Annotated in this window: 19 protein-coding genes; 8 read left to right on the top strand and 11 right to left on the bottom strand. The window is 69.9% G+C overall.

Annotated elements, in window-relative coordinates; translation table 11 throughout:
* Nucleotides 1-165: 165 nt before the first annotated feature.
* The gene (locus ACZ7LS_RS12215) at nucleotides 166-693 is read right to left on the bottom strand and encodes a DinB family protein (RefSeq protein WP_382875915.1); all 528 of its coding nucleotides are present in this window, start codon (nucleotides 691-693) and stop codon (nucleotides 166-168) included.
* A gap of 186 nt (nucleotides 694-879) precedes the next feature.
* On the opposite strand from ACZ7LS_RS12215, the gene ACZ7LS_RS12220 reads away from it, so the two are divergent.
* Nucleotides 880-1,113 carry a hypothetical protein gene (locus tag ACZ7LS_RS12220; protein ID WP_382519311.1) on the top strand — a complete coding sequence of 78 codons (234 nt, stop codon included), beginning with the start codon at nucleotides 880-882 and terminating at the stop codon, nucleotides 1,111-1,113.
* 96 nt (nucleotides 1,114-1,209) lie between these two features.
* Here ACZ7LS_RS12220 and ACZ7LS_RS12225 read toward each other — a convergent pair whose 3' ends face one another.
* Nucleotides 1,210-1,563, bottom strand: a complete 354-nt coding sequence (locus ACZ7LS_RS12225; protein ID WP_382519309.1) for an ArsR/SmtB family transcription factor — start codon at nucleotides 1,561-1,563, stop codon at nucleotides 1,210-1,212.
* Between the two features lie 100 nt (nucleotides 1,564-1,663).
* Here ACZ7LS_RS12225 and ACZ7LS_RS12230 point away from each other — a divergent pair, with 100 nt between their 5' ends.
* Nucleotides 1,664-2,527, top strand: coding sequence for an SDR family NAD(P)-dependent oxidoreductase (locus ACZ7LS_RS12230; protein ID WP_382875911.1), 864 nt, complete (start codon nucleotides 1,664-1,666; stop codon nucleotides 2,525-2,527).
* A 107-nt stretch (nucleotides 2,528-2,634) separates the two neighbouring features.
* Here the strand turns inward: ACZ7LS_RS12230 and ACZ7LS_RS12235 are convergent, their stop codons facing one another.
* Nucleotides 2,635-2,814 carry a hypothetical protein gene (locus ACZ7LS_RS12235; RefSeq protein ID WP_385129532.1) on the bottom strand — a complete coding sequence of 60 codons (180 nt, stop codon included), beginning with the start codon at nucleotides 2,812-2,814 and terminating at the stop codon, nucleotides 2,635-2,637.
* 73 nt (nucleotides 2,815-2,887) lie between these two features.
* Between ACZ7LS_RS12235 and ACZ7LS_RS12240 the strand changes: the two genes are divergently transcribed.
* The gene (locus ACZ7LS_RS12240) at nucleotides 2,888-3,826 is read left to right on the top strand and encodes a LysR family transcriptional regulator (protein WP_382665319.1); all 939 of its coding nucleotides are present in this window, start codon (nucleotides 2,888-2,890) and stop codon (nucleotides 3,824-3,826) included.
* Between the two features lie 55 nt (nucleotides 3,827-3,881).
* Here the strand turns inward: ACZ7LS_RS12240 and ACZ7LS_RS12245 are convergent, their stop codons facing one another.
* Nucleotides 3,882-4,793 carry a LysR family transcriptional regulator gene (locus tag ACZ7LS_RS12245; RefSeq protein ID WP_385129849.1) on the bottom strand — a complete coding sequence of 304 codons (912 nt, stop codon included), beginning with the start codon at nucleotides 4,791-4,793 and terminating at the stop codon, nucleotides 3,882-3,884.
* Between the two features lie 89 nt (nucleotides 4,794-4,882).
* Here ACZ7LS_RS12245 and ACZ7LS_RS12250 point away from each other — a divergent pair, with 89 nt between their 5' ends.
* The 4 genes from ACZ7LS_RS12250 to ACZ7LS_RS12265 all read left to right on the top strand — a co-directional run bounded on the left by ACZ7LS_RS12250 (nucleotide 4,883) and on the right by ACZ7LS_RS12265 (nucleotide 9,776).
* A complete protein-coding gene (locus ACZ7LS_RS12250; protein ID WP_385129535.1) occupies nucleotides 4,883-6,208 on the top strand; it encodes an aspartate aminotransferase family protein in 1,326 nt (441 codons plus the stop codon).
* 269 nt (nucleotides 6,209-6,477) lie between these two features.
* A complete protein-coding gene (locus ACZ7LS_RS12255) occupies nucleotides 6,478-8,130 on the top strand; it encodes a thiamine pyrophosphate-binding protein (RefSeq protein ID WP_385129537.1) in 1,653 nt (550 codons plus the stop codon).
* A gap of 151 nt (nucleotides 8,131-8,281) precedes the next feature.
* On the top strand, nucleotides 8,282-9,013 hold the full coding sequence (locus ACZ7LS_RS12260) for a Clp protease N-terminal domain-containing protein (RefSeq protein WP_385129539.1): 732 nt from the start codon (nucleotides 8,282-8,284) through the stop codon (nucleotides 9,011-9,013).
* Between the two features lie 217 nt (nucleotides 9,014-9,230).
* Nucleotides 9,231-9,776, top strand: coding sequence for a DUF6624 domain-containing protein (locus ACZ7LS_RS12265; protein ID WP_385129541.1), 546 nt, complete (start codon nucleotides 9,231-9,233; stop codon nucleotides 9,774-9,776).
* A 103-nt stretch (nucleotides 9,777-9,879) separates the two neighbouring features.
* Here ACZ7LS_RS12265 and ACZ7LS_RS12270 read toward each other — a convergent pair whose 3' ends face one another.
* Nucleotides 9,880-11,103, bottom strand: a complete 1,224-nt coding sequence (locus tag ACZ7LS_RS12270) for a M20 family metallopeptidase (protein WP_382519293.1) — start codon at nucleotides 11,101-11,103, stop codon at nucleotides 9,880-9,882.
* Between the two features lie 91 nt (nucleotides 11,104-11,194).
* Nucleotides 11,195-12,835 (bottom strand): AbgT family transporter, encoded by a 1,641-nt coding sequence (locus ACZ7LS_RS12275; protein ID WP_382665322.1) that lies wholly within the window; start codon nucleotides 12,833-12,835, stop codon nucleotides 11,195-11,197.
* A gap of 95 nt (nucleotides 12,836-12,930) precedes the next feature.
* Here ACZ7LS_RS12275 and ACZ7LS_RS12280 point away from each other — a divergent pair, with 95 nt between their 5' ends.
* Complete coding sequence (locus ACZ7LS_RS12280; protein ID WP_382665323.1) at nucleotides 12,931-14,028, top strand: Lrp/AsnC family transcriptional regulator; 1,098 nt, start codon at nucleotides 12,931-12,933, stop codon at nucleotides 14,026-14,028.
* Between the two features lie 91 nt (nucleotides 14,029-14,119).
* Here ACZ7LS_RS12280 and ACZ7LS_RS12285 read toward each other — a convergent pair whose 3' ends face one another.
* The 5 genes from ACZ7LS_RS12285 to ACZ7LS_RS12305 all read right to left on the bottom strand — a co-directional run bounded on the left by ACZ7LS_RS12285 (nucleotide 14,120) and on the right by ACZ7LS_RS12305 (nucleotide 22,315).
* Nucleotides 14,120-17,068, bottom strand: coding sequence for an NHLP bacteriocin export ABC transporter permease/ATPase subunit (locus ACZ7LS_RS12285; RefSeq protein ID WP_385129544.1), 2,949 nt, complete (start codon nucleotides 17,066-17,068; stop codon nucleotides 14,120-14,122).
* Nucleotide 17,069: 1 nt separating this feature from the next.
* A complete protein-coding gene (locus tag ACZ7LS_RS12290) occupies nucleotides 17,070-19,415 on the bottom strand; it encodes an NHLP family bacteriocin export ABC transporter peptidase/permease/ATPase subunit (RefSeq protein ID WP_385129546.1) in 2,346 nt (781 codons plus the stop codon).
* The gene (locus tag ACZ7LS_RS12295; RefSeq protein ID WP_385129548.1) at nucleotides 19,412-20,218 is read right to left on the bottom strand and encodes an HlyD family efflux transporter periplasmic adaptor subunit; all 807 of its coding nucleotides are present in this window, start codon (nucleotides 20,216-20,218) and stop codon (nucleotides 19,412-19,414) included. The genes ACZ7LS_RS12290 and ACZ7LS_RS12295 overlap by 4 nt, the downstream gene beginning before the upstream one ends.
* A gap of 233 nt (nucleotides 20,219-20,451) precedes the next feature.
* Nucleotides 20,452-20,658, bottom strand: a complete 207-nt coding sequence (locus tag ACZ7LS_RS12300) for a type A2 lantipeptide (protein ID WP_382519282.1) — start codon at nucleotides 20,656-20,658, stop codon at nucleotides 20,452-20,454.
* 529 nt (nucleotides 20,659-21,187) lie between these two features.
* Complete coding sequence (locus tag ACZ7LS_RS12305) at nucleotides 21,188-22,315, bottom strand: LLM class flavin-dependent oxidoreductase (protein ID WP_382881001.1); 1,128 nt, start codon at nucleotides 22,313-22,315, stop codon at nucleotides 21,188-21,190.
* Nucleotides 22,316-22,326 lie beyond the last annotated feature (11 nt).

A 22,326-nucleotide genomic window follows, 5' to 3' on the forward strand; every position in this document is an offset into this window, starting at 1 on the left:
CAAGGTCCCGTCGCACAACCGGTCTCACCCGGGACCCAGTGCCGCCTGTCCCCCACACACCGCTCCGGGCGGAGCTCGTGCCCCCGCCGTTCCTTCCTCCCGGATCAGCTCGGCGAGGGCGCCCCAGGACGGCTCCGGTCGGTGCTCCGACCGTGCCGACCCGTCTCAAGCCCCGGCGACTCCATCGATGCGTTCTCGGACCAGATCGGCATGTCCGTTGTGACGTGCGTATTCCTCGATCATGTGAACCATGATCCAGCGAAGGGACACTCCGTGATCGCCTACTTGGCCGGCGTCCCGCTCTGACAGGCGACCCGAGTCGTCCAGTGAGGCGGCCGCGATGAGCTCACGGCCTTGTGCGACTTCCGCCTGCCAGAGGGCCATTGCCTCATCGAGTCCTTGCTCCGGACGAAGGACGAAACCGTCTCTGTTGTTCTCCCCGAAGACCAAGGGAACATCCTTGCCCGCGAACACGCGCTGGAACCAGTTGCGCTCGACCTCTGCCATGTGCTGGACAAGTCCCAGCAGCGTTATCGCGGACGGCGCCGCCGAGGCCAGCCGTACTTGATCATCGTTGAGACCCGAGCACTTGAGGGCGAGAGTCGCCCGGTGGAAGTCGAGCCACGCTTCCAGCATGGCCCGTTCATCGGCATGCGCGGGCGGGACAGGGCGTCCATCCGGTGTCGTGGTCATCACCACACTCTGGCAGAAACCGCCATGCGGGCGTCGCGTATCAGACCCAGTGGCTCGGGGCGGTTGGCCGGCCGGCTACGAGCCGGCGGACGCCGAACGCCCGGCGCGGCCCGGCCGCCTCGTGCGGGCCGCGCGAGAGCCGGGTTGCCCGAATTCCCTCTTCCCCGTCAGCGGTAGCCTTGGCGAATGAGCGTACGGAGCGACTGGCCCCCGGAGGAAGGCGGGCCCGCGCCTGCGCCCACGTCCAGTGACGGTCCGCAGATCACCCATGCCGAGTGCCGGAAGTGCGGTACGCACATCGCCGGACTGGACGGCCGCTACAGCTGCGGGGTGTGCGGCTGGGTCAACCACCACTCCGAGGGACACCGCGAGCTGCCCACCGCTGAAGACGACACCGACACCACCAACCACCTGGCCTGAGGAACGGCGGCAGGCCGGCGGCGGTGTCGCGGTGTGACGGCGGCATGCGGGATGTCCCGGGTCGGCCGTTCCCGTCCCCGGCCGCCGTCGGCAACCTCAGGCTTGAGGTGGGCGGGGCGGCGGGCCTTCTGTGAGAACCAGGGCCAGCAATCCGGGAAACCGCGCCTCGAACTCGGGCTGCCGAAGCCGGTTGAGCCTGCGTGACCCCTTGTCGACCTGCTCCAGCAGTCCGGCGGCGCGCAGTACCGCGAAGTGGTGGCTTGCGGTCGCTTTCGAAACCGGGAGATCGAATGTTCCGCATGCCCGGCTGAAGTCCGGTTCACCGGCGCACTCCCGCAGGATGGAGCGCCGTACCGGATCGGCGAGGGCGTCGAGCGCGTCCTGCAGGGTCACCTCCGCCGGGTCGGCGTGGACCAGGTTTCTGGCACGGCGCGTGACCGGCTCCGCCATGGCGGGATCCCTCCTCGCTTGACATGTTAGACCGCCATCGTACAGTGATGGGTGTTCGAACCACATCTAACGATCTGTATCCGATCCAGTGAGGCGTGCCATGTCATCGTCGATCATCAGCGGGCCGCGTGTGGCGGTGGTCACCGGAGCCAGCCGGGGAGCCGGCAAGGGCATCGCCCTCGCACTCGGACAGTCGGGCGCGACCGTCTACGTGACGGGACGCAGCCTGCGGTCGTCCGACTCGCCCTACGGCGGCACGGTCGCGGAGACCGCCGCGCTCATCGACGAAGCCGGCGGCAAAGGCGTCGCGGTGGCCGTCGACCATTCCGACGATGAGGCCGTGGCGGAACTGTTCGCCCGGGTAGCGCGCGATCACGGCCGGCTCGACATCCTGGTCAACAACGCGGCCCAGGTGGTCAACGCCCCGCCCCCCGGGAGGTTCTGGGAACAGCCGCTGGAGGCCGCCGATCTCCTGACGGTCGGCCTGCGGTCGCACTACGTCGCGAGCTTCCACGCCGCGCCCCTGCTGATCGCCAACGGGCGAGGACTGATCGTCAACACGGGTCACTACGGTGCTGTGGCCTACCACGTAGGACCCGCCTACGGCGCCCAGAAAGCCGGCGCCGACAAGATGGCCGCCGACATGGCCAAGGAACTGCGCCCGCACAACGTCGCCGCCGTCTCGATCTGGATGGGCGGGCTGGACACCGAGCGCGTACGCGCGCACTTCGCGACGCTGCCCGCCGAGGACAGGCCGACCAGCAGGCGCGAATCCCCGCAGTTCACCGGCCGGGTGATCGCGGGCCTCTACGCGTCCGACGATCTCATGCGACTCTCCGGCAGAGCGCTGATCGGCGCGGAACTGGGAGCGCACCTCGGTGTCACCGACATCGACGGCGGCGCCCCGCGGTCCCTGCGGTACACCCTGGGCGGACCGCCCGAACTCCACCCCAGCCTGTACTGACGCCGCTCGACAGGGCCGCCGAGAGCTCCGGTCCCGGTACGCCGACGGATCGTTCCTCGAACGTCAGGGGCGATCCGTGTGCCGTGCGTTCTGCCGTCGAGCGGCAGTCACGGCCTCGGGTGGGGACACCGGATGTCGTGTCCCCCCGCGGCGAGTCCCTTGTGGTCGATGCCGTGCGGACGCAGAACCATCTGAAGCCGTCCGCAGGCGCAGCGGGTCCAGACCACGACGCCCTCGCTGGTGGTGTGCCGCGAAACGACGGTGCTGATGCTCGTGTTGGTGTTCATGTCAGCAGGATGACTCCGGACAACCGTTGCGGTCCATTGCATGTTTTGCGGGTGGTGTGTGCAAAATGATTTCATGATTGACCTGCGCCGGCTCCACACACTCCGCATGGTGCACCAGCAGGGCACGGTCACCGCGGCCGCCGAGGCCCTGCACCTCACGCCGTCGGCGGTCTCTCATCACCTGCGCGAGCTCGCGCGCGAGCTCAGGGTCCCGCTCCTGGAGCCGCAGGGCCGCGGCGTCCGGCTGACCCCCGCCGGGCACCTGCTCATCAGCCATGCCGACGCTCTGCTGGCCCGGTGGGAGGAGGCGCAGGCGGAGCTGGAGTCCTTCCGGGCGGGTATGACAGGACCGCTGCGCATCGCGGGCTTCACCACGGCGATCAGCGGCGTCATCGCCCCCGCGGCCGGGCGGCTGCGGCACAGTCACCCCGATCTTCTGGTGCGGGTGCGCGAGTGCGACACCGCCGAGAGCATGGACCTGCTGATGGCGGGTGAGGTGGATCTCGCGGTCGTGGAGCCCGTCGAGGGCGGGCCGCACCGGGATGACGCGCGGTTCGAGCAGAGCCCCCTGCTGGAGGAGCCCTACTTCTTGCTGGTGCCCGCCGGCCACCCACTGGCGCGGGCGGTGTCGGTACGGCTGGAGGACGCGGCGGCCGAGGACTGGATCGTCGCCGACCCGGGCGCCTGCGACCACGCCCAGCGGGTGCGGGCGCTGTGCGCGGCTGCCGGGTTCTCGCCGCGGATCGTGCACTCCGCCGCCCAGTGGCCGGCGATCTGGTCGCTGGTCGGGAACGGGCTGGGCGTCTCGCTGATCCCTCGGCTGGCGGAGGGCCCGGCGGGCCAGGCGGTGGTGCGGGTGCCGGTGTCGAGCGAGAACATGCCGACGCGTCGGATCCTCACCTGTGTGCGCCGGGGCAGCCGGCGGAACCCGCTTGTCGACCTCGGGATACGGACGCTGGAAGAGGCGGTCCGCGACCACCAGACCACCGACGACTGCCCCCGATCCGCCTGACGGGGAGGCGCGCGGCCGTCGATGGTCGGCGGTCAACGGCGGGATCCGGACTCGGTCAGTCACTTTCATTGCCCGGCAGCGGCGGCTGGGAAGGGTGTCGCAGGGCGTCCAGGACGACGCGCACCGCCGCGCGAGGTGGTGCGCCGCGACGGATCACCGCCGTGATCGTGCGCGTCACGGGGGTCGTGAGTTCCCTGGTGACGACGCGATAGCGGGGGTCGACCGCCAGGCCCGGCAGCAGCGCGATCGACAGCCCCGCCTCGACGTGCTGCAGAGTCAGCATGTAATTGCCGAACCGGCACACCACCCGTGGCTCGAACCTCGACTGACGGCACAGGCGAAGCGCGAGATTCGCCATGTACGACTGAGGCATATCGAATGCCCACGGCTCGTCCGCGCAGGCCGCAATGTCCACGGTGCCGCGGCCGGTCGCGGGATGTCCGGGCGGTACCACCAGCAGGATCGGATCCGTGGCCAGCGGCACAAGGTCGAGATCCGGTCCCAGGGGGAGCTCGTCGAAGTTCGTGGTGGTGATGATGATGTCCGCGTCGCCTCCGCGCAGGGCGGGCATGCTTTCGTGCGGCTCCATTTGCAGCAACTCGACGGTGAGGCCGGGATGCTCGCGCGCCAGGCGCGTCACCGCCGGCACGGTCATGGAGTGAATCGCGCTCTGGAACGCCCCCACCCTCACCAGTCCGGCCGGCTCCTCGTCGAAACCGCGCAGCTCCGCCTCGACGGCGTCCATGTGATCGAGGATCGTCCGCGCCCGCCGCGCGAGGATCAGCCCGGCCGGGGTCAGCCGTACCCGGCGTCCCGTTCGTTCCAGGAGTTGTGTGCGCGTCTCGGCCTCAAGCAGGGCGAGCTGTTGCGAGACGTTCGACGGGCTGAGGCTGGCGGCTTTCGCGACCGCCCGAATCGTGCCCAGCGTGTCCAGCCGGCTCAGCAGCCGGAGCCTCCACGGGTTCATCACGCTCCTATTGTTGTGCGGTTTCACCGAACAGGAAGGCCGAAATCATGAGATGGACGCGTCGCTCGGCGCGTCCTACCGTCGGGGGCATGGCTGCTTCGACCGCTCCGCTGTCCGCCGGAACCTTCTGGGCCGATGCCGAGAGGCACCTCGTCCGCTACGGCGGCGAGTTCACCCGCGAGATCATCGACCGCGCCGCCGGCAGTTTCCTGTTCACCGCGGACGGCAGGAGAATCCTCGACTTCACCTCCGGCCAGATGAGCGCCCTCCTCGGCCACTCGCACCCGTCGATCGTCGCGACCGTCCAGCGTCAGGTGGCGACCCTCGATCACCTGTACAGCGGCATGCTCAGCCGTCCGGTGGTCGACCTCGCCCGACGGCTCGCCGGGACACTGCCCGCTCCGCTGGAGAAGGCGCTGCTGCTCACCACCGGCGCCGAATCGAACGAGGCCGCGATCCGGATGGCCAAGCTCGTCACCGGCAAACACGAGATCATCTCGTTCGCGCGGTCCTGGCACGGCATGACCCAGGCCGCCGCGTCCGCCACCTACAGCACGGGGCGCAAGGGCTACGGCCCGGCCGCGCCCGGCAATTTCGCCATCCCCGTGCCGAACGCGTACCGGCCCGACTTCACCACGGACGACGGATCACTGGACTGGAGCCGTCAGCTCGACTTCGCCTTCGACCTGATCGACGCCCAGTCGACCGGCAGTCTGGCCGCGTGTCTCGTCGAACCGATTCTGAGCTCGGGCGGCATCATCGAGCCGCCGGCCGGGTATTTCGCGGCGTTGCGAGACAAGTGCCGGGAACGCGAGATGCTGTTGATCCTCGACGAGGCCCAGACGGGCCTCTGCCGCACGGGCACCTGGTACGCGTTCGAGCGCGACGGCGTCGTCCCCGACATTCTCACGCTGTCCAAGACGCTCGGCGCCGGACTCCCCCTGGCGGCCCTGGTGACCAGCGCCGAGATCGAGCAGGAGGCGCACAGGCGCGGGTTTCTGTTCTTCACCACGCACGTCGCCGATCCGCTGGTGGCCGCGGTCGGCAATACCGTTCTCGACGTTCTGATGGACGACAAGCTCGACGAGCGCGCGCGGTCGCTCGGCGTGTTTCTCCGCGACGGCCTGGCGGACATCGCCGACCGCCACAGGGTCGTCGGCGATGTCCGCGGCCGGGGCATGCTGGCCGGGCTCGAACTCGTCGTCGACCGCGAGACGAAGCGGACTTCGGACGAGCTGGGCACACGGGTCACCCGACGGTGTCTCGAACTCGGCCTGCACACGAACATCGTCCAGCTCCCCGGTATGGGCGGGGTGATGCGGATCGCGCCGCCGCTGACCGCCACCGAGGACGAGCTCTCGCTCGGGTTGACGATTCTGGACCAGGCGATCGGCGATGCCGGCGCGGAACTCTGAACCGTCGGGGCGGCTCGCGCGGTTACGCCGATTCGGTACCAGGTCGGGACCGCGTGAAGCCACCGCCCCTGTCGTCCGGGTGAGAGGTCGGGGTGCGTATTACCCTCTGGCTCTCCGGCGACGGTACGGCGCATCACTCGGCGAATACGTACCTCTGGTACCGCGGTCCGCCGGCGAACACCGTGGCCGACCGGGACGCTGACGGACCAACAGCTCGAAAGCGGTGCGACCGTTGGTTCGAATGAATCGAACGGAAAAGAGAAATCCCCATGAAGGCATTCCAGGCCGTCACTGAAGCGATCGCCACAGAGGGGCTCGACCACTTGTTCGCCGTGATGGGGGACGCGAATCAGGACGTGATCGTGGACCTGGGCGAACGGCATGGCGCGACCTTCGTGCACACACACCATGAATCCGGCGCGGTCGGCATGGCCGACGGTTACGCGCGGTTCAGTGGCAGGCCCGGTCTCGCGTCGGTCACCCAGGGACCTGGCTACACCAACGCCACGACCTCGCTGGTGGCCGCGAGGCTCCACCGCACCCCCCTGATGGTGGTCGCCGGACATGCCTCCCTGCGCGATCCGTACAACCCGCAGGGCATGGTGGACCAGTCGGCGCTGGCCAAGCTCACCACCGAAGCCAACGTCCGACTGGATTCCGTCCACAACGTGGACTACTGCCTCGGTGAGGCGTTCCGTCAGATCAAGGTACGGAAAGGGCCGTTCATCCTGAACCTGCCCCAGGACGTCCAGCAGACGGAAATGCCGGACCCCGGCTGGTCATACCGGCCCATGTACTGCTCCAATTCCCTCCAGCCACCGCGTACGGAAGATGTCGAGGAGGCCGCCAAGCTGCTCGCGTCGGCCCAGCGCCCGACCATTCTCTGCGGACTCGGCGCGAGAAACGCCCAGGCGGAGTCCGAGGTCCGCGGACTGGCCGAGCAGCTCGGCGCGCCCGTCGCCGTCTCCGTTCTCGCCTCCGGATTCTGTGCGGACTATCCGCAGTATCTGGGAATCAGTGGCGGTCTGGGTTCGGATCTGACGGTGAGAACCCTCGCCGAGTGCGATGTGATGGTGGTCGTCGGCGCCAGCTTGAACGAATGGACGACCCACTTCGGAAAAATCCTGGAGAACGGGAAAAGGATCATCCAGATCGATGACCGGCCCGATGCTTTCGGCTGGTTCGCCCGGGTCGCCATCGGCATGGCGGCGGATGCCAGAACAGCCGTGGCGGCCCTGGCGGACCGGCTCGGCGAGACCATGGCCGCACACCAGCCCGACGCCGGACTCGTACAGCGGATCCAGGAGCAGGACAGGAAACTGCGGAGCGTGCGGTTCACCGACGGGGACGCGACGGATCCGCGCCGGGCGGCCCTCTATCTGGAGGACGCGCTGCCGAAGGACGACCGCATTCTGGTGCTGGACGGCGGCCACGCGGCCATGGTCTGTACGAAGGTCCTCACCGTGCCGCGCGCGGAGAACTGGAGCATCGGCTGGGATTTCGGCGCCGTCGGCCAGGGACTGGCCCTCGCGATCGGCGCCTGCTTCGCACGCCCGGGCGAGCGCGTCACGCATGTGACCGCGGACGCCTCGTTCATGATGAACGTCGCCGATTTCCAGACGGCCGTGCGCCACAAGCTGCCGCTCACGGTGGTGGTGTTCAACGACAACGCGGTGGGCCAGGAGAAGCACGATCTGATCCACAAGAAGCTGAACCCGTCCTACGCGGACATGCCACAGGCCGACTTCGCGAAACTGGCGGCCGGCTTCGGGGCAAAGGGCTTCACGGTGCGTACGCCGGATGACCTCGGCGAGATCGACAGGGCGCTGGCCGTCGAGGAGGGTCCTGTCCTGGTCGACGTGCGCATCAACGGCGAGGTCGAACTGGCGGTCAGTTGGGAGATCGCCAAGCATCTGAGCTGAGGGTCTGTCCGTCGATGATCCCGGCCGTGGGCCGGTGCCGGTGGGCGCTTCTGGGCCTGCCCGCCCCTCCGTCGGCCGGCGAGCCGTGGGCCCCACACCAGATGTCAACCACGGGTTGACGCTCCGGTGGCTGTCAACCTAAGGTTGCCTCATGGTGGAACCGACGCAGATTAACAATCCAGTCCGCCTCGACGACCTCATCGAGGCGATCAAGAAAGTGCACGGCGACGCTCTCGATCAGCTCCAGAGCGCCGTCGTCGCCGCTGACCATCTCGGCGAGGTGGCCGATCACCTCATCGGCCACTTCGTCGACCAGGCCCGCCGCTCCGGCGCCTCCTGGACCGAGATCGGCAAGTCCATGGGCGTCACACGACAGGCCGTCCAGAAGCGGTTCGTGACGAAGGACGAGCGGGCGCCCGACGCGAACCAGGACTTCGGCAGGTTCACGCCGCGGGCCAGGAGCGTCGTCGTCGTGTCCCAGAACCAGGCCCGCGATGGTGGTCACACACAGATCGGCACGGGGCATCTCGTGCTCGGCCTGCTCGACGACCCGGAGGGGCTGGCCGCGCAAGTGATCGTCGCCCAGGGCGTACAGCCGGCGACGGTCCGGGAGGCCGTGACCGGGACGCTGCCGGAGCCCTCCGGTGAGCCCGTGCCCGACCTCGTACCTTTCGACGCGCGGGCCAAGAAGGCCCTTGAGCTCACCTTCCGGGAGGCGCTGCGGCTGGGCCACAACTACATCGGTACGGAACATCTGTTGCTGGCACTGCTGGAGCAGGAGGACGGCGAGGGTGTCCTCAGCGGAGTCGGCCTCGACAAGGCGCGTACCGAGGAGCACGTGTCCGCCGCGCTGAGGGCCATCCGGGAGAAGCTCCAGGAGTAGCGGCGGCGCCGTCGGCCCGCCCGTGCCCGGCGGGCGGGCCGACACGGCGACGATGAGCCACCTGTTCCGACGCTTCGGCAGGCGGAAGACCGTGACCGTCGCGGCGATCCGGCTTCGGCTTCGGGGGTAGATCCATTATCGCGGTCCGAGCAGGCGCCTGTCACCGTTCTCCGGAATGATCTTTACGCCCGTTACGCGCCCATAAGGTTACGGGGCAATGAGCACACAACGTATCTACCCCACCTGGGAGTTGAGAGTGGCGCAGGACACTGCCGCACTGGCGGAGGAACTCACCACGATGGCCGCGGCCGATCAGCGGTCCTCAGTCCACGCGAACAGCGATGACCCCGCTGAGCAGTTGGCGTGGCGCCGGCTGACCGCACGGCACGGCGACCGACTGGGCGAGATCATGGAGGAGTACGGCTGGCCGACGGCGGAACTGTTCGGCGAGGAGGCTGCCCGGGCGGCCTGGCTGATCGCCCAGCACGCCGACCGGCAACTCGACGTTCAGCGACGTGCCTTGAAGCTGATGCGGGAGGCGGTGTCGGCGGGCTCGGCGGGCCCGCGCGAGCTGGCCTTTCTACGTGACCGCACGTTGGTCAACGAGGGCCGCGAGCAGGTCTACGGCACTCAGATCGCCGGTGTGAAGGACGGGGCACCGGTTCCGTGGCCCTGCCAGGAGCCGGAGCGCGTGGACGAGCTGCGCGCGGAAGTCGGCATCGAGCCCTTCGACGAGTACGTTGCCAAGTTCTCCATGGCCTGACGCGGGCTGTCCGGCGGATCATGCCCCACGGCTCACCTGCCGCCGGTCGCCTGGTCCACCGGACAGAACCCGGCGCCGCAACGGTATGCGCCGGCCGCGACGACTACCCGCGCGCCGCGACCGGTTCTCCCGCCAGGCCCAGCAGTGTGCCCGCGGTGAGGGCGATTCGGTCGGGGAGGTCGGCGACGAGGACGTGTTCGTGCCGGGCATGCGCCCCGTCGCCGGTGGCGCCCATGCCGCACAGGACCGGACGGCCGAGGGCGGCGACGAAGTTGGCGTCGCTGCCGCCACCGACGAACAGTTCTGCCAGGGGCGCCCGGATGTGTGTCGCGACGCCGTCGGCCAGCGCGAAGAGACGGCGGCCCCCGGCGCCGGGCTGCATCGGCGGACGGTTCCAGCCGCCGGCGACGGTGATGGTGACCCGGGGATCGGCGGCGACGAGACCGGCCAGCACCCGGTCCACCCGCTCGATCTCCTCCTGCGTGCTGACGCGGACGTCCACGAGGCACGTCGCCTCGCCCGCGATGACGTTGCGGGCCGTACCGCCGCTGATACGGCCGATGTTGACGGTCGTCCCCCGTGCCGGAGCGGCGGCGGCGACCAGGTTCCCGATGACGTCGGCCAGTGCGTGGATGGCGCTGGCGCCCTTCGCCGGGTCGAGGCCGGCATGGGCTTCGAGGCCCGTCGCGGTCAGGGTGAAGATGCCAACGCCCTTGCGGCCCGCCTTGATCCCCCATTCGCCGCCCGGTTCCAGCACCAGCGTGGCCACGGCGCCGTCGGTGGCCCGTTCGATGAGCGGCCGGGACACGACGCTGCCGGTTTCCTCGTCGCCGTTGAACACGAAACGCACGGTGGGCCGCGGCAGACCGAGTTCACGCAGGGCGCGCAGAGCCCACATCCCTTGCGCCAGACCGGCCTTCATGTCGAAGGCCCCCGGGCCCGAGACGGTCCCGTCGGTGACGGTGAACGGCCACTCGGCGGAGGTCCCGGCCGGCCACACCGTGTCGTAGTGGCCGACGACGGTCACCGTGGCGCCGCCGGCGGTGCCGTCGTACTCGGCCTCGATGACGTCGCCGAGCCCGGAATCGCGGTGGCGTAGCGTACGGCTCGGGTCGCCCAGCCGCTCGGACAGCAGCTGTTGAAGCAGGTCGGCGGTGGCGTCGAGGAGTGGCTTGTCGTCGCTCGGCGACTCCTGTTCGACCAGCCGCCGCAGATCGGCGAGGTAGCCGTTTCGATGGTCCTGTTCGCGGCACCAGGACGCGATACGGGACAGCGTGTCGCCGTCAGGAATGGGCAGGGGCGCGGGTGCGGATGCGGGTGCCGACATGTTCTCCGTGTTTCTCCTGTTTCTCTGGGGCTCTGGGGCTCTGGGGCTCTGGGGCTCTGGGGCTCTGAAGGAATCTCGGGGGTACGACGCGTCAGCCCGTCGGGGCTCCGATGCCGAACGGAAGGCCGACGGAGTACCAGGCGATGAAGAGCAGCGTCCATACGACAAGCATCGCCAACGCGACCGGAAGCGTCAGCGACATCAGGGTGCCGATGCCCGCGCCGGGGCGGTATCGGCGGACGAAGCCGAGGCAGAGCACGAAGTACGGGCTCATGGGGGTGATGGCGTTGGTGCAGGAGTCGGCGATCCGGAACAGCGCCCAGGTGGTTTCCGGAGCGACCCTCAGCAGCATCAGCATCGGCACGAACACCGGGCCGATCAGCGCCCACATGGCGGAGCCACTGGTGAGGAGCAGGTTCATCACACTGACGACGAGAATGACCCCCACGAAGATGACCGTGAGCGGCACTCCGGAGGAATCCAGCAGCCCCGCCCCGGTGATGGCCATGACCTCACCGATGGCGGTCCACTTGAAGTAGGCGAGAAACTGCGAGATCGCGAAGAACAGCACCAGGATGGGGGTGAGTTCGCGCAGTCCCCTGGCCATCATGTCGGGGATGTCCTTGGCATCGCGCACCGCCCCCACCGCCCGGCCGTATGCCACGCCGGTGGCGAAGAAGAGCAGGGAGAGGAAGACGGCGATGTTGTGGACGAGCGGCGAGTCGATGACGGCGCCGTGCTCTCCGCGCAGGGGTGAGCCGGCGGGCAGTGCTGCCGCGGCGATGGCGACCAGCAGCGCGAGGGCGGTGAACGCGGCGGCGCGCAGTCCCCGGCGCTCGTCGTCCGTCAGCGAGAGGTCGGGCAGTGAGAGGTCGGGCAGTTCCCCGGCCTCCGCCGGTGTCCCGGACTCGCCGCCGGGCACGTTGTCCGGCTCCGCGGTGTCGTCGGCCGTCATCATCGCCAGCCGGCGGGTCAGCAGCGTTTCGGCGACCAGGGTGATGACCAGCGCCAGGATGACGGACGAGGCGAGCGAGAAGAAGTAGTTGGCCACCGGTGTGACCGTGTACGAGGGATCTATGGTGTGCGCCGCCGCCGTCGTCAGCGCGGCCAGTGTGGCGTCCGACGGTGTGACCAGCGGGCTGGCGGCGTGTCCTCCGGAGACCGCGACGAAGGCGACCACCGCGCCCAGTACGGGATCGCGCCCGACGGAGCGGTAGGCGATCGCACCCAGCGGGATCATGACGACGAACGCCGCGTCGGAGGCGATGTGGGCGACCATTCCCGTGAACGCGATCATGAAGGTGACCGCTCTCAGCGGGACCTTCGCCAGCGCGGCCCGCAGCATGGCGGTGAGGAGCCCGGCCCGGTCGGCGACCGATACGCCGAGCATGACGACGAGGACGACCCCGAGCGGCGGGAACGTCGCGTAGTTGTCGATCAGGCCGTCGAGCATCATCGTCACGCCGGCGTCCGAGACCAGGCTGCGCACCACGACCGTCGCGCCGTCCGTGGGCGATTCGGCGGAGACGCCGAGGCCGTTCAGCCCCCAGCTCAGGACGACCAGGGCCGCGCTGAGTATCACGAACAGCCAGAACGGATGCGGCAGTCTGTTGCCGACGCGCTCTATGACGCCGAGCGTCCGCAGCGTGAAGGCCACGGACCCCGCCGGGCGCTCCACCGTCGTCCTGGTCACCACATCGACCCCTTCCTGCGTGGCGGATTGATTCGCCATGGGATCTCATGATGGATGAATGTGTCAATGAACCCTTGATTATCAGCTGTTTCGACCGTGTAACTTTCTGACAATGGAGAGATTAGGATCAAGGCATGCCCTCGCCCACCGTCACCATGAGACGGTCATCCGCGCGCCCGGAGGAACGGCTGCTCGATGACGTCGATCTCGATCTGATCGCGGCGCTCCAGATCGCGCCCCGTACCCCGGTCAACGCGCTCGCCGAGGTGCTGGACAGCTCGCCCAGCACCGTCGCCCGCCGTCTGTCGCGGCTGCGCACGGAGCGGCTGCTGCGCGTGGTCGGCCGGCTGGACTGGCCGCTGATCACCACGGAGAACCCACGGCAGGTGTGGATCAAGTGCGAGCCGGGGCGCTCGCAGGAGGTCGCGCGGCGCATCCTGGAGCTGGCCGAGGTGCAGACGCTGCTGCTGACGACCGGCAACGCCGACATCTACTGCAGCGTCTACCCGCTGCTCGGGACCGATATCTTCGATCTGCTGACCAACCGTCTGCCCGGTATACCGGGCATCGTCTCCACGGAATCCCAGCTGGTCCTGCGCGCCCACACCATGGGCCAGACCTGGCGGCTCCACCGGCTCACGGGCGAGCAGACCGAGCGGCTGCACGAGCACGCCGTCCAGGTCACGCAGGACCGGCGGACCTCGCCGGAGCAGCTGTCGGAGCTGGAGCGGCGCACGGCGGAGCTGATGGTGGACAACGGGCGGATCCCGGCCGCCGACATCGCCCGCGCGTTGGATGTCAGCCGCTCGACGGCGTACCGCACCTCGCAGTCACTCCTGGAGTGCGGAGCCCTCTGGCCCCGGGTGGAGATCGAACCCACCCTGCTGGGCTTCCCGCTCAACGCGCTGATGTCGTTGACGGTCCTCCCCCAGGCCATCCCGGGCCTGCTCGACACTCTGGGCGGCCATCCCTCCGCCCGCTACGTGTCGATGGTGGCCGGCTCCTCATCGGTGATCCATTACGGCGTCTTCCGCGACGAGGAGGACCTGGCCCGCTTCATCACCACGGATCTCGGGGCCGTACCCGAGGTGACGACGGTCAATACGTGCGTGGGTGTCCGCGTACTGCGCCGCCACTGGACAGCGCGCGACGGTGTCCGCCTCGGCGACCGGGTCGACGGCTTCCTTCGCCACCTCCGGCCGGTGAATCACGACGCCGAGGCGCGGGACTGACCACGCCCCGGGAAGCCGCGTGGCGTGGCGAAGCCGCCGCACGGCCCGGTCAGGACGTCGTGGTCACGGCATGGCGGTCACGACGTGGCGGTCACTGGGTGAGCTGGCGCCGTACCAGCTCATGAAGCCGGCCGTTCGCGTCGGCGAGCAGGACGGCCGGCGGCCCCTGTTCCACGACGCGGCCGTCCGCCATGACGATGACGCGGTCGGCGTCCATGACGGTGGACAGCCGGTGGGCGATCACGAGGCGGCTGGCACGGAGTCCGCGGGTGCTCTCGGTCACGACGCGCTGCGTCGCGTTGTCCAGGGCGCTGGTGGCCTCGTCGAAGAACAGGATGCGGGGACGGCGGATGAGAGCCTGGGCGATCATCAGGCGCTGGCGCTGCCCGCCCGAGATCGCGCCGCCACCGGAGATCAGAGTGTGCAGGCCCATGGGCATGCGTCTGATGTCGTCAGCGAGCCCGGCCATCTCGGCGGCTTCCCACACCTCCTCCTGGGAGAACGTCTCGGCGCCGCTGACACAGTCCAGGATCGACCCGGTGAACGGCTGCGCGTTCTGCAGGACGACGCCGCACTGCCGGCGCACGGCCGCCTGGTCGAGAGCGGCCAGATCCTGGCCGTCGTACAGCACACTGCCCGAGAGCGGCTGGTCGAAGCCGATGAGGAGCCGGAGCAGGGTGGACTTTCCGCAGCCGCTCGGGCCGACGATCGCCACGAACTCGCCCGGCCGGATCTCCAAGGACACGTCGTCCAGGATCAGCGGACCGCCGGCGGAATAGCGGAATGAGAGCTTCCGAGCCTCGATCGCGCCGGACAGGACGCCGGGCTGGGTGCCGGCGGAGCGGACCTCGGGCGGCTCGTCCAGCACCGGCTTGAGCTGTTCGAACATCGGCAGTGCCGCTGCCGTCGAGACGAACGCGCCGGTCAGCTGGGTGACGGAGGTCAGCAGCATCGTCACGGAGGTGTTGAAGGTGAGGAATCCGGCCGCCGACATGCTGTCGCGCGCCGGGCCAGCCAGGAGCATGAACATGGTGAGGGAGCAGAGCGGCAGATAGACGGCGTCGAGGACCGTGGTCAGGTTGCGTATCCGGCCCGTGCGCTGCTGCAGCTCGCGGGAGCGGGCGAACTCGTCGGCCCACGCCGCGTACGCGAAGCTCTCCGCCGCCGCGACCCTCAGCTTGGGCAGCCCGCGCAGGGTCTGGAACGCCTGGTTGTTGAGCTTGTTGCTCAGCTCGACCAGCCGTCGCTGCCAGCGCACCTGCCACAATCCCATCCCGAGGAACACGGCCGCGATGACGGTCAGCATGGCGATCGCCGCCAGCGCCAGCGGCACACTGAACCAGAGCAGCAGTACGAGGTTCATCGCGCCGACCGTGCCCGCCTGCACGGCCACCGGGCCGACACCGGAGAGCACCCGGCGGATGCCGCTGATCCCCATGGCCGCACTGGCCAGTTCGCCCGTGGAGCGGCCGGTGAAGAACCGCGTCGGCAGCCGCAGCAGCCGGTCCCAGACGGCGGGCTGCAGCACGCTCTCGATCCGGCCCTCCAGACGCAGCACGGTCAGGTTCTGCAGCAGCGCGAACGCGGCGGTGACCACGCTGGTGATCATGACGGCCAGTGAGACCTGGGCGATGAGGCTCGTCTCGGCGTTCGGTACGAAGACCCCCAGCACCTGCCCGGTCGCGATCGGTACCAGCGCGCCGAGGCCGACCGTGACCAGCCCGCTCAGGGCGAGATTCCGGGCGTCGGTGCCGCTGCCGCGCAGCCCGAAGCGCATCAGCCGCACCGGCGTCATGGGCCGGTCGGGCAGCGGCCGGTAGAACATGACGGCACGCGGCTCCAGTTCCCCGGCGTTGTGCGGGCCGAGCCGCATCCGCAGCCCCGAGGCCGGGTTGACCGCCTCGTACCGGCCGCGCCGCCACAGCAGCGCGACCGGCGCGCCCGACTTGGCCCAGTGGCCCACCAGCGGGCCGGCGTCCGTACGCCACCACTTCCTGTCGAGCCGGACCGCACGGGTACGGATGCGGGCGGCGACGGCGATACGTTCGACGGGGCCGACGCGATCGTTGACCGGACCGCTTCCCGGCGGTCCCGGGAGGGTGATGCCGGCGGCTTCGGCGACCACCTGGCAGATGGCGAAGGCGGCCTCGTCGCCACCCGTCCCGTGCTTTCCCGCCGCGCTCCGTCCGGTTCTGGCGGGGCCGTCGATGGAGGCGATCAGTGCCTGGTCCGCCTGTGCGCGTACCGCCTCACCGGCCTTGATACCGGCCGCGGTCCGGTCGGCGTGGGCGTTCTCCAGCCGCTCGATCCAGCGGTCGACCGCGGACAGCAGCCGGTACTGCTGGTTGACCATCCCCTGCCACAGCTCGCCGTCCACCAGCAGGTCACCGGCCGCCTCGGCACTGTACGCGGCGCCGTACGCCACACTGCCCGGGGGGACCCGCATCCACAGGAGGTCGTCATCGTCGGTCAGGGCGTCGTCTCCCCCGGCGCGGCCGTCCAACGGCGCTTCCAGCAGGACGCCCAGACCGCGCCCGACACCGAGCGCGAACGCGTGCTCCAGCGGAGTCGGCGCCGTTGGCCAGGTCCCGTCCGCGCCCGGCGGCGCGTACGGCCCGGGCTGTGACTGATCCTGATGCGGGTCCTGCTGTCCGTAGCGGTCGTACTGCCGCTCGTACCGGGGGTCGTACTGCCCGTACGGGTCGTACCGCTGCTCGTACTCCGCGCGGTACAGCTCCCGCAGCGGAATCCGGCGCAGCAGGCACTCCTGCGAGGGCTTGCCCGCCAGGGTGTGCTGCGCGCCGTCGACCGGTCCGAGCAGCAGCGCGCCCGCTTCGAGGCGGCCGAGATGGTGCCAGTGGCCCTGCTGGGCGGCGTCGACCGCGAAAAGGTCCAGTGTCCCGTCCACGACGAGCCACAGGACGTGCGGCCCTTCCAGTGGCACGCTGCCGAGACCGGTGTGGTCGAACGGCGCGCCGAGTGCGCCGAGTGCGTGGATCACCGCTCCGGTCCCGTCCGCGGGCGGGGATACGGACGACATCTCAGTGCTCCTTGACGAGTTCGGCGTACGGGCCGCCGGCCGCGACCAGGTCTTCGTGCCGCCCCCGCTCGACGATCGCCCCGTGGTCGAGCACCACGATCTCGTCGCTGTCCCGCACCGTGCTCAGCCGGTGCGCGATCACCACGCACGCGCAGCCGCGCCGTCGCAGGTTGTCGATGACGAGCCGCTCGGTCAGCGCGTCCAGGGCGCTGGTGACCTCGTCGAGAACGAGGATGCTCGGTCGCCTGACGAGTGCCCTGGCGATCTCCAGGCGCTGCCGCTGCCCGCCGGAGAAGTTGCGTCCGTCCTGCTCGACCCGGCTGTGGATGCCTCCGGGGCGCCGGGCGACCACGTCGTACAGCGCGGCGTCCTTGAGCGCCTCGACGACGGCGTCGTCCGGTATGGACGGATCCCACAGGGCGATGTTGTCGCGGACGGTCCCTTCGAAGAGGAAGACGTCCTGGTCGACGAAGGAGACCGAGGCGGCCAGCGCGCCGCGTGAGATGTCCTCCAGACGCTGTCCGTCGATACGGACCGTGCCCTCCCAGGGCCGGTAGAGTCCCGAAATCAGCCTGGACACAGTGGATTTGCCACTGCCGGAGCCGCCGACGAGCGCCACCTGCCGTCCGGGTCCGACGGTGAGGGAGAAGTCCTTGAGCAGCGGCGCGTCCAGCGGGCTGTAGCCGAAGGTGATGTTCTCCAGCCGCACATGGCCCGTCAGCCTGCGGGTGTTCGCGTCGTCCCGCGTCGGGCGCGTGTACAGCTCGTCGGCCGGGAAGCTCTCGACGTCCTTCAGCCTGGCCACGTCGGCGGCGAAGTCCTGGACCCGGCCCGCCACGCCGTTCAGCCGGGTGATCGGCGCGGTGAAGCGCGTGACGAGGGCCTGGAACGCGACGAGCAGGCCGATGGAGATATGGCCCTCGACCGCGCGCAGTCCGCCGATCCAGAGGATCAGCGCGCTGTTGAGTGTCGCGAGGGCCGGTGCGACGACGGCGAGCGCGGCGGTCGGTACGCCGAGGCGCTGCTGCACCTCCAGCGTGGTGGCGTGCTGGCCCGCCCAGCGGCGGAAGTAGCCGTTCTCGCCGCCGGTGGCCTTCAGGGTCTCGATCAACTGCAGGCCGTTGTACGAGGTGTTGGTGAGCCGGGCGCTGTCCGCACGCAGTTTCCGGGTGTGGGTGGCACGCAGCCGGATGACGATCCGCATCGCGACCACGTTGAGCAGCGCGATCAGCACTCCGACGACGGTGAGCTGGGGATCGTACGTCCACAGCAGGACGGCATAGAGGATCACCACCACCCCGTCCACGCCGGCCGCCGCGAGATCCCGTGCCAGTGTTTCGGCTACCGTGTCGTTCGACTGGAGGCGCTGGACCAGATCGGCGGGGCCGCGCTGGGCGAAGAAGGTGACCGGCAGCCGGAGCAGGTGGCGCAGGAACCGGGCGCTGCTCAGCGTCGACGAGATGATGCGGCCGCGCAGCAGATTGGCCTGCTGCAGGCCGGTCAGTAGGGCAGTGAGCACCACCATCGTCGCCATCGCGGCGAACAGCGGCCCGAGCAGCGAGGTCTGCTTGCCGATCAGGAACATGTCGATGTACGTACGGCTCAGCGCCGGCACCACCGCGCCGACTCCGACCAGGAGCAGGCTGGCGAGCAGGGCGGCCAGGAGCGTGCCGGTCGTGCCGCGCAGCCGCGCCGGTACCGCGCCCAGCACGCCCTCCTTGCGGCCGCCCTCGCGGAAGTCGGCCGACGGCTCGAAGACGAGCGCGACCCCGGTGAAACTCGTGTCGAAGTCCTCGGGGGAGACGAAGCGGCGGCCCTTGCCCGGATCGTTGACGTACACGCCCCGACGGCCCGGTCTGCGTCCCATGCCGTCGTAGACGACGTAATGGTTGAACTCCCAGAAGAGGATGGCCGGTGGCCGCACCCCGGCGAGCGCCGCCGGTTCCATCTGCATGCCCTTGGCCTGGAGACCGTAACTCCGCGCCGCCTTCAGCAGGTTGCCGGCGCGGGAGCCGTCGCGGGACACGCCGCACGCGACGCGCAGTTCTTCGAGTGGGACGTGGCGCCCGTAGTGGGCGAGCACCATGGCGAGCGAGGCGGCGCCGCACTCCACGGCCTCCATCTGGAGGATGGTGGGCGTCCGTACGGCCTTCGGCTGCTTGGCCGAGGCGGACGCGGCGGCCCGGGAACGCTTCGGGGGCTTGGCGGACCTGCCGGACTTGGCGGCCCGTCCGGGCCGCGGGGGCCGGGCGGGCCCCGGGCGGTGCCGGCCGTGCCCGGCCGGCACGGGCCGTTCCCGCGATCCGGGTCGTTCGTCCGGCGTCGCCGAGGCGTTCGGTACGGTCACGGCAGCAGCCAATCGATCGGACGCTGTTCGGCCAGGTGGATGGTGCCGTCGGCGAGCGTCATGGAGTCGACCGCGTATGGCGGACCGTCCGAGGTCGACCAGGTGAATCCGGATGTGGTGGACGAGGAGCGGTCCAGTCGTACGAGGACGGGAACGGGCTGTCCGCCCTTCGAGAAGTGTTCGCCCAGCTGGTCGCTGCCGAGGGCGCCGGCGATCCGCTGGGCCGTCAGCCCGGTCCGTCCCACTGACGTCACCTCACCGCGCAGAACCCCGTACCGTTTGGCCGGCACGGACTGGACGGTGAGATCGACCGAGGCTCCCACCGGGATCTCGGAGCCGTTGCCGGCCGGCAGGTACAGCATCGCCATGAGCGGATCGTCCGGGCCGTCGATCCGCTCCACGGCCGCGACGTCCGTGCCGGGGGTGACCACGGAGCCGATCGTCGCGACGAGTGTTGTCAGCCGGCCCGCGGCGAGCGTACGGACGACGGCTGTCCCGCCCGCCGTACGGACCTTCAGGAGCGGTGTGTTCGCGGGAACGCGCCTGCCCTCCTCGACGAGCACCTCGGTGACCTGGCCGGCGACCGGGCTCTGCAGGACATAACCGCCCTGCCCGTGGGTGAGGATTCCGGCGGCGCCGACGGTGGACGACAAGGAGCCCGTCACCGCCCAGACGGTGGCGGCGGCCATGACCACGACCGTGACGGCGAGGACGAGACAGCCCTGGGGCCGGGCGAAGCGCACCGGCAGATCGATTTCCTCCGGCGAGCGCAGCTTGGCGAGCGCCTGCTGGCGGAACTGCACGACACACTCCTCCCTTCCGGGCCGTTCTTCCGGGGCCGTTCTTTCCGGGGCCGTTCTTTCCGGCCGTCGGGTCCTGCTCCGGCCTCGGGCGGCCGTATGCCCCGGAACCTGGAGCGGCACCGGGGCACATGGCGCGGTCCGTCGGCCGGGGAAGCCGCCGACGCGCCGTGGTCACCGCGCGTGGCTAGTGATCACCACGCGGGGTCGTGCCGCTCAGCGGCACCTGACCCGACTCAGAGGTTGACGCCGACGCCGACCGGGAGGCCGGCCGTGAGGCCGCCGACCACACCGGTGGCGGTTCCGACGATCTCCGAGACGGGGGCGACGGAGTCAGCGGTGGAGACGACGGTGCCGACCAGACCGTCGACGAGGCCACCGGACACGTTGTCCAGGTCGCTGTCGGAGATTTCCTGGGTCTCGACCTGCGGGGTGAAGGACATGTTGGTTGCTTCCCTTCGCGCTGATATCTCGGAATTCCCGCAGCGGTCACGCGCTCCGCAGGGCCCCGGAATGGGGCCTTCCGTCTGTGCGATTGCCGCGGTGCGAAGGATGAAAGCACGGGGTCGCGCCGCGTTGCCAATCACAGCGTTCCCGGTCGCGACGTATCGCGGCGCCGAAACGGCATGGTGTGCAGGCGTGTTCATGAAGTGGTGGCAGTATCCCCACGTCTTCACGGGCGTGATGTGCCGCGAACTGGGCTCCCCCTCGGCGACGGAACGAGACATTCCATGCCAACACGCGGACTACAGGACCCGCCTGCGAAGCCCGCCGGAAGATGATGTGCCGCCCGCGTGACCGGTGTGCAGATTCGTGAGAGACCGTACGCTCTCGCGAATCCACACCCCTGCGCAGCGGCGTGTGCGCGGCGGGTGACCGGCTGTCCCACATGATGGGCCGCTGGTGTGGCCGTGAACGGCTGACGGGCACCGCGCGGTGACGCGGTGCCCGTCACACTTCGCCGGTGTCCGGCTACCTCGTGCGCCACTCCTCGGCCAGCAGCTCGTAGGACCGCACCCGGTCCGCGTGGCCGTGGGTGATCGTGGTGATCAGCAACTCATCGGCCCCGGTGGCCTCCTGGAGCTGGGCCAGCTGATCGGCGACCCGGCCGGGGGAGCCGACGAACTGGGTGTCCAGACGGTCCTGGACCAGCGCCCGGTCCGCGTCGGACCATGCGTGGGCGCGTGCCTCGTCGGGCGTGGGGAACGGGATCGCGCCCTCGGCCGTACGGATGCTGCGGACCCAGAGGCCGTAGCCGGTGGCGAGTTCGCGGGCGGTCTCGTCGTCCTCGGCGACCACGACGTCCGCGGACACACTGACGTACGGCTTGTCGAGGACCTCGGAAGGCTGGAACGCGGCGCGGTAGCCCTCCACCGCCTCCAGCACCGTGGCCGGACTGACGTGGTAGTTCGCCGCGAACCGCAGACCGCCCCGGCCCGCGACCTCGGCGCTCTCGCCGCCGCTGCTGCCCAGGATCCAGATCTCGATGTCGGCGCCCTCTCCCGGCACGACATGGGCCTCGATGCCGTCAGCGGAGCGGTACGTGCCCGCCAGCAGCGCCAGGATGTCGTCGATCTGCTCGCCGTATGCCTGCGACTCGGCGTTCGGCAGGAGGAGCAGTTTCCGCTGGAGCGCGATACGCGGCGAGCCGAGCAGGTGCTCGAAGGAGAAGCGGGCGGGGATGCGCAGGCCGCCCGGGGTGCGGCCGTCGACCACGGGGGTCGCCGTCGGCGGCGGAGCGACGGGCCCGCCGGGCGGCCGGCCGCCGGAGCGGCCGAGGCCCAGGTCGAGGCGCCCGGGGTGCAGCGCGTCGATCAGGCCGAACTCCTCGACCGTGGACAGGGCGGTGCGGTGGCCGAGTTGCACGGCGCCGGAGCCGAGCCGGATGGTCGAGGTCGCGGAGGCGGTCAGGGCGAGGACGACCGCGGGCGAGGTGCCGGCCACGCCCGGGTTGAGATGGTGCTCGGCGTACCAGTAGCGGGTGTAGCCGAAGCTCTCGGTCCGCCGGGCCAGGTCGATGGAGTTGCGCAGCGCCTCGGTGGCGGTGGAACCGGACGAGACCGGGACCAGGTCGAGGACGCCGAGGGGTATGTCGGACATGTGCGGAGGCT

It is taken from the genome of Streptomyces sp. NPDC039430, from assembly GCF_055639435.1.

Coding starts and splice junctions, on each gene's coding strand:
- ACZ7LS_RS12215 (WP_382875915.1), bottom strand. CDS start 693: ATGACCACGACACCGGATGGACGCCCTGTCCCGCCCGCGCATGCCGAT.
- ACZ7LS_RS12220 (WP_382519311.1), top strand. CDS start 880: ATGAGCGTACGGAGCGACTGGCCCCCGGAGGAAGGCGGGCCCGCGCCT.
- ACZ7LS_RS12225 (WP_382519309.1), bottom strand. CDS start 1,563: ATGGCGGAGCCGGTCACGCGCCGTGCCAGAAACCTGGTCCACGCCGAC.
- ACZ7LS_RS12230 (WP_382875911.1), top strand. CDS start 1,664: ATGTCATCGTCGATCATCAGCGGGCCGCGTGTGGCGGTGGTCACCGGA.
- ACZ7LS_RS12235 (WP_385129532.1), bottom strand. CDS start 2,814: ATGAACACCAACACGAGCATCAGCACCGTCGTTTCGCGGCACACCACC.
- ACZ7LS_RS12240 (WP_382665319.1), top strand. CDS start 2,888: ATGATTGACCTGCGCCGGCTCCACACACTCCGCATGGTGCACCAGCAG.
- ACZ7LS_RS12245 (WP_385129849.1), bottom strand. CDS start 4,793: ATGAACCCGTGGAGGCTCCGGCTGCTGAGCCGGCTGGACACGCTGGGC.
- ACZ7LS_RS12250 (WP_385129535.1), top strand. CDS start 4,883: ATGGCTGCTTCGACCGCTCCGCTGTCCGCCGGAACCTTCTGGGCCGAT.
- ACZ7LS_RS12255 (WP_385129537.1), top strand. CDS start 6,478: ATGAAGGCATTCCAGGCCGTCACTGAAGCGATCGCCACAGAGGGGCTC.
- ACZ7LS_RS12260 (WP_385129539.1), top strand. CDS start 8,282: ATGGTGGAACCGACGCAGATTAACAATCCAGTCCGCCTCGACGACCTC.
- ACZ7LS_RS12265 (WP_385129541.1), top strand. CDS start 9,231: ATGAGCACACAACGTATCTACCCCACCTGGGAGTTGAGAGTGGCGCAG.
- ACZ7LS_RS12270 (WP_382519293.1), bottom strand. CDS start 11,103: ATGTCGGCACCCGCATCCGCACCCGCGCCCCTGCCCATTCCTGACGGC.
- ACZ7LS_RS12275 (WP_382665322.1), bottom strand. CDS start 12,835: ATGGCGAATCAATCCGCCACGCAGGAAGGGGTCGATGTGGTGACCAGG.
- ACZ7LS_RS12280 (WP_382665323.1), top strand. CDS start 12,931: ATGCCCTCGCCCACCGTCACCATGAGACGGTCATCCGCGCGCCCGGAG.
- ACZ7LS_RS12285 (WP_385129544.1), bottom strand. CDS start 17,068: ATGTCGTCCGTATCCCCGCCCGCGGACGGGACCGGAGCGGTGATCCAC.
- ACZ7LS_RS12300 (WP_382519282.1), bottom strand. CDS start 20,658: ATGTCCTTCACCCCGCAGGTCGAGACCCAGGAAATCTCCGACAGCGAC.
- ACZ7LS_RS12305 (WP_382881001.1), bottom strand. CDS start 22,315: ATGTCCGACATACCCCTCGGCGTCCTCGACCTGGTCCCGGTCTCGTCC.